Annotated in this window: 4 protein-coding genes; 2 read left to right on the top strand and 2 right to left on the bottom strand. The window is 41.0% G+C overall.

Features of this window, described 5'->3' with window-relative positions; all coding sequences use genetic code 11:
- Positions 1–172: 172 nt before the first annotated feature.
- Positions 173–430 (top strand): hypothetical protein, encoded by a 258-nt coding sequence (locus CXF78_RS12640; RefSeq protein ID WP_059747937.1) that lies wholly within the window; start codon positions 173–175, stop codon positions 428–430.
- A 92-nt stretch (positions 431–522) separates the two neighbouring features.
- Here the strand turns inward: CXF78_RS12640 and CXF78_RS12635 are convergent, their stop codons facing one another.
- Complete coding sequence (locus CXF78_RS12635; protein ID WP_102036993.1) at positions 523–1,215, bottom strand: fumarylacetoacetate hydrolase family protein; 693 nt, start codon at positions 1,213–1,215, stop codon at positions 523–525.
- Positions 1,216–1,587: 372 nt separating this feature from the next.
- On the opposite strand from CXF78_RS12635, the gene CXF78_RS12630 reads away from it, so the two are divergent.
- Complete coding sequence (locus CXF78_RS12630) at positions 1,588–3,624, top strand: methyl-accepting chemotaxis protein (protein WP_102036992.1); 2,037 nt, start codon at positions 1,588–1,590, stop codon at positions 3,622–3,624.
- A 105-nt stretch (positions 3,625–3,729) separates the two neighbouring features.
- Here CXF78_RS12630 and CXF78_RS12625 read toward each other — a convergent pair whose 3' ends face one another.
- Positions 3,730–5,313 (bottom strand): methyl-accepting chemotaxis protein, encoded by a 1,584-nt coding sequence (locus tag CXF78_RS12625; RefSeq protein WP_011636688.1) that lies wholly within the window; start codon positions 5,311–5,313, stop codon positions 3,730–3,732.
- Between the last annotated feature and the right edge of the window lie 121 nt (positions 5,314–5,434).

Raw genomic sequence — 5,434 nt, 5'->3', positions numbered from 1 at the left:
TTAATGCATGGCGCAGCTTATTTGGCCCGAGTTAATTTATTAACGGCACAAGGTGTTAGCCTTCCAGTAGCATTACAACGCTGGCGTCCAATTGACCAAGTAAAGTGATCGACCAAATGAAATAGATTGATCTCGCTTTATTGCGAGATCAGCTAGAAAGATAGGAACCGACATGAGCGATACCCAGAAACTCGATTTTTCAGCGATAAATGACCCAACATTGGCATCCTTTAATCAACAAAAAAATCTGATAAAACGCATGCTCAAAGGTAACAGCGCAACTTGCAGCGACTGTAGTAAACCGCTGACGCTGCAATTACCGCCTAACACTAAAAAGGCACCAAAAAGTGCTAAAGCCCCAGGGATTTATTGCGCCAAAGGTTGCACCGACATCGAGCTAGACATGGAAGCCGTAGCGTTAATGAAGTAGCATTAATACCAATTTAATGCCTTCATAAAAAAATGACCCTCTTTAGTAAGAGGGTCATTTTTTTCGAGTATTGTTTATTTCACGACCTAGCGTTACTTAGCCTGCCATTGCTTAACGATTTCAGGGTTACCACAAAGCTGTTCAATCGGTTTATCGCCCGACAGTGCAGCTTCAAATACAGTAAATGGCACATTAGCCCATAAGCTCAGCTCAAAAGTAGTATTTTCTGTCACCACACCTACGCCTTTGGGTGTCCCTGTCATGACAATGTCACCATCGTTTAAGGTCATAAACTCACTGACGGCGTTATAAATAGCGTGTGGCTGGTACATCATTAATTGCTGATGACCTAATTGCGTCACGACATTATCAATGGTTAATTGAAAGCACCAATCTTTGATGTCTGCGGTTATAGCAATAAATTCGCTGAATAACGCCGAACCATCAAAAGCTTTAGAACGCTCCCACGGTAAACCTTTGGTTTTTAACTTGGTTTGCAGCTCACGCTTGGTCATATCAAGCCCAACACCAACCGCACTAAACTGACCATCATTCACCATAAAGCACAACTCGGCTTCGTAATGTAAGGGCTCACCTAAGTGACTACATAACGTGTTAGTAATGGCTGAGTTTGGTTTAAGAAACACTACCATATCATCAGGAATGTCATTACCGAGTTCGTGAATATGCTCGGCATAATTACGCCCAATACAAATGATTTTTGATGGCGAGACGAGGTGTACTTGGCCATTTGATTGCGTTAGCGATACTGATTGTAGACCCACATTAACCTCGAATAATTGAAAGCAGTGATAAGAGTAATTCTTCTAACGATAAAGCTAAATATTTCAAAATAGAACAACTGCTCTTTTTAAATAATACCCAAAGCATTATCGCTTGCCTATTAGATTGTTAATAGCTTAACGATATTGTCGACTAGTCTTATGCAACCAGCATATATTCTCGATACTTATTTGGATTAAAAAAGAAAAATATAACATTAAAAACAAAGATATATTTCTATTTCACATAACACCATTTACATTATTTTAACAACCAACTACTCTAGAGTTTGTCACTATTGGACAAAAATCATGCTTGATTAAGTATTAATACAGTAAGAATGACGTCAGAAAAATAACAATATGAGAGACTAAATGACAATATTCGAATTGACAATCAAACAAAAAATAGCATTAGGATTTGCCTCGATTGGCTTATTACTGCTTGCTGGAAGTAGTTTTTTTTATCATTCCTTGAGTAAAATTCAAACAGCCAATATTAATATCGAAACCTTAGCAGTACCAGTTCAAAACCAGTCAAATGCCTTGCAAATTACCCTATTAAAAATGGCTAAAACTGGCAGTTTAGCTTATTCACAAATCGATAATGACAATATTGACCTCAGTTATAAGCGGTTCAAGCAATTGCAACTGGAGTTCAGAGAGGTATTAAAGACATTATCTGCAAAAGTGGCTGATCAACCGACAATGCTTCAGTCATTAACTCAAGCTCAAAAATCATACCAGCAGTACGAACAGCAATCGCACATCATGTTCGGCGCTAAACTTGAAATAGGACAAAACCGCGACAACTTCGGCACACTAAAACAGCAATTTGATAATGTTCGAATTAATGCCAGTAACAATATGATTGATTTAGAACTGATAGAAGCCCCGCCGGGCGAACAGCAGTTATTAAATGAAGTCATTGGCGGCGGAGTACGCATCGACGATATGCTGTTTACTCTAGGCAATACCATGACGGAACTTGGCCGATTAACCGCTGTTGATGCTGTGAATATTCATAAACAAGATGTGGCTATGTTATTAGGTAATATTACGGTTAATGGCAACTACTTAACCCAACAAGCAGAGCCTTTGGGTGTTACTGAGCTATTTGTAGATTTTGACACTAACTTGCAAACAATTAAACAGTTCACCGATAAACCAGGCAGCTTGTATCTCGCACAAGAAAATGTCGTCAATCAGCAGCGCTTAGCTGAGAATAGTAACCTGCAAGCCAACACCTTTTTTGATGCAACTAACAATCAGTTAGAGCAATTAGTAAAGCTCGCCAACGAACGATTCCACCAGTTACAAATGGTTGCGATTGATGACGTGAGTACCGCACAAACATTGGCTGTTGCAATGGCGGTGGTGTTTGTCTTGATGGCGATGTTTATCTATTACTTTACCTCAAAAGCCATGTTAGGCCCCCTACAAGCCATTAACAGTGCATTATCGCGAATTGCCAGCGGTGATTTATCTCGGCGATTAACCAAGAGAAATAATGATGAATTTGGCGAGTTGATGGATAACATCAATAAACTGTCTGACGACCTGACTAATTTATTGCAAGACATTAGTCGTGATGCACACCTGCTAGATGAATCCGCTATTCGCTCGCAAGCGCAAAGCGAAACAATATCCCTTTCAGCTTCCGCACAAATTAACAATATTAGCCAAGCTAAGCAGCTTGCAGAGCAAATACATCACAGTTCAAATCAGGTCAATGAGCAAGCCTCTGAATCTGAACAACATGTTAAATTAGCTTCCTCGCAAGGATTACAAATAAAAAGCATTGCTAATGATAACCGTTTCCGTATTGAAGCCTTATCAACCAGCTTGCGCGACTCTGTGGAGATCATGGCAAAGCTCAGTCAGCACAGTGATAATATTGGTGGGATTTTAACCACCATCAGTGCTATTGCCGATCAGACCAATTTGCTAGCATTGAATGCTGCAATTGAAGCTGCAAGAGCGGGTGAACATGGGCGTGGCTTTGCCGTTGTTGCTGATGAGGTTCGTTCATTAGCCTCTAGAACGCAACTATCAACCGCCGAAATTCAAACCATGATTAGTGCCTTACAGCAAGAAACAACTTATGCCGTTACAGCAATCTCACAAGGACAAATACAAGCCAGTGAATGTGTAGAACAAAGCCAGTCGTTGCATGATGCAATCGAGCAAATAGAAGCGGCGCTTAGTACTATTAATGGTATGAGCCAAAGCATTACTCATGCAGCCAATGAACAAGTAAGCCATAGCCAACAAATAGAGCAAACAATGACCCAAACAGCCGATGCAGCAGAACAAAATGCTCAGGAGTCTGCTTCAATGACACAGCAAAGCCAGCAATTAAATCAATTAGCTCATTCGCTTACCACCTCTGTTGAACGCTTTACACTCTGAGCAGTAGCGTAATAAAAGCGGTAGTCAGAGAAACAATAAAATAGGCCAGTAATCGCAAGATGTCTGGCCTATTTTGACTCTGTAAAAGATGCTGTGGCGTATCGTCTATTTCTTACCTAATGTCCCTACAGCAAAACGCCTAATAATAGATCGAACCATCAACACTGACTGGCCCAATTCACTACTGTTATGTAACGATTTTTCTGATGAAGCTTTAGTAATTTCTGCAGAATCTGCAATATCAATAATTTGCTGATTAATATGCTCAGCGACTGCACTCTGCTGCTCTACCGCCGCAGACATATCTAAGGTAAGTTGGGTAATTTGTTCAACGGATTGGTTAATCGACGCTAATGCGTTACGCGTTTTATCAACAATCTCAACACCTTTACTGGCTGCTTGCTCCCCCCTAACCGACACTTGAACGGCATTACTGGCTCGCTTCGTTAGTACGCTCACTATGCTGTGAATTCTATCGGTCGATTCTCGAGTTTTCAGTGCTAGGGAACGTACTTCATCTGCAACAACGCTGAATCCACGACCTTGTTCCCCCGCCCTTGCGGCTTCAATCGCGGCATTTAAGGCCAACAAATTGGTTTGGTCGGCAATACTCGAAATAAGACTGGCCGCTTGGCCGATCTCATTTGTAGAGTCAGATAACTCGCGTACTGTTTTAGCGATATCCGCGACAGACAGATTTAATTCATCAATAGACTGTTTAGCTTGATTAGCCAGTTGAGCTCCGTCGGTAACATTGTCTAATGCTTCTTTTGCGCTGTAAGCATTACGCTCGACATTAGCGGACACTTCTTGAATAGCTGTAGACATCTGGGTAATTGCCGAAGCAATCTGTTGTGTTGATACACTTTGTAAACTTACCGCTTTAGCCGTTGATTCAGCCTCAAGTTGAGTGTGCTCGACAATGCCATCTAATGATTTTGCAGCATCTTCAATACGCGTCATCGCTGTACGACAACGAGCAACTTCGCAACCCAGAGCCAATTTTGCCTGCGCTTTAGCGCCAAAATCAGCAAAATAGGTTTCTGCCACAATGAGATCTGTAAACGAATTAGGATTAAGTTTGACGACTTCATACCAATCTTGTTGCTGTTTATAGCCCAACCAAGCCGTTGATAATACAAGGGTGAATAAACCCATTGCACCAGGGACACCCCCCCAGAACTCAGTTAATACAATGGACAAAATAAACATTGGTAACCATGCGGGTAATAATTTAATTACTTGATGTTTTATTTTTGCATGAAGTGGTCTTGGTGACTTATTAGCTTTTATTCTGGCATAAGCCGCTTCAGCACGGGCAATTTCACTTGGTAATGCAGTAACCCTAACAGACTCGTAACCTGCTATTTTATTATTTTCGAATACTGGAGTAACAAATGCGCTAACCCAATAATAATCACCATTTTTACGACGATTCTTAACCAGTCCCATCCACACTTTACCGCTTGAGATACATGCCCACATATCTTTAAATACTTCACTTGGCATGTCTGGATGACGCACAAGGTTATGTGGTTTACCGATTAACTCACTTTTTTCAAAGCCGCTGACCTCAACAAAAGCATCATTACAATAGGTAATATGGCCGCGAAGATCGGTTCCTGAAATTAAACGAAGAGCATCATCGAAGTTGTACTGATTGAGGGTAACGGGTTGATTATTGCGCATAGGCACTGACATCCTTGTTTTGTATCGTGTATAAGAAAACCCATTAATGCTATCTGTACACCAATAATGCGTAGACAACGGTTCCATTTAATGAGGTGGTGGATTTATGTCATCACTGTCG

The organism is Shewanella sp. 11B5 (genome assembly GCF_002836795.1).
GTDB lineage: Bacteria > Pseudomonadota > Gammaproteobacteria > Enterobacterales > Shewanellaceae > Shewanella > Shewanella frigidimarina.
Note: the sequence above shows the minus strand (reverse complement) of the source record. Positions and strands in the feature narration are given on the sequence as shown.

Excerpts from the sequence above, each read along its gene's own strand:
- CXF78_RS12630 (WP_102036992.1), top strand. The coding sequence starts at position 1,588 with ATGACAATATTCGAATTGACAATCAAACAAAAAATAGCATTAGGATTT.
- CXF78_RS12625 (WP_011636688.1), bottom strand. The coding sequence starts at position 5,313 with ATGCGCAATAATCAACCCGTTACCCTCAATCAGTACAACTTCGATGAT.
- CXF78_RS12640 (WP_059747937.1), top strand. The coding sequence starts at position 173 with ATGAGCGATACCCAGAAACTCGATTTTTCAGCGATAAATGACCCAACA.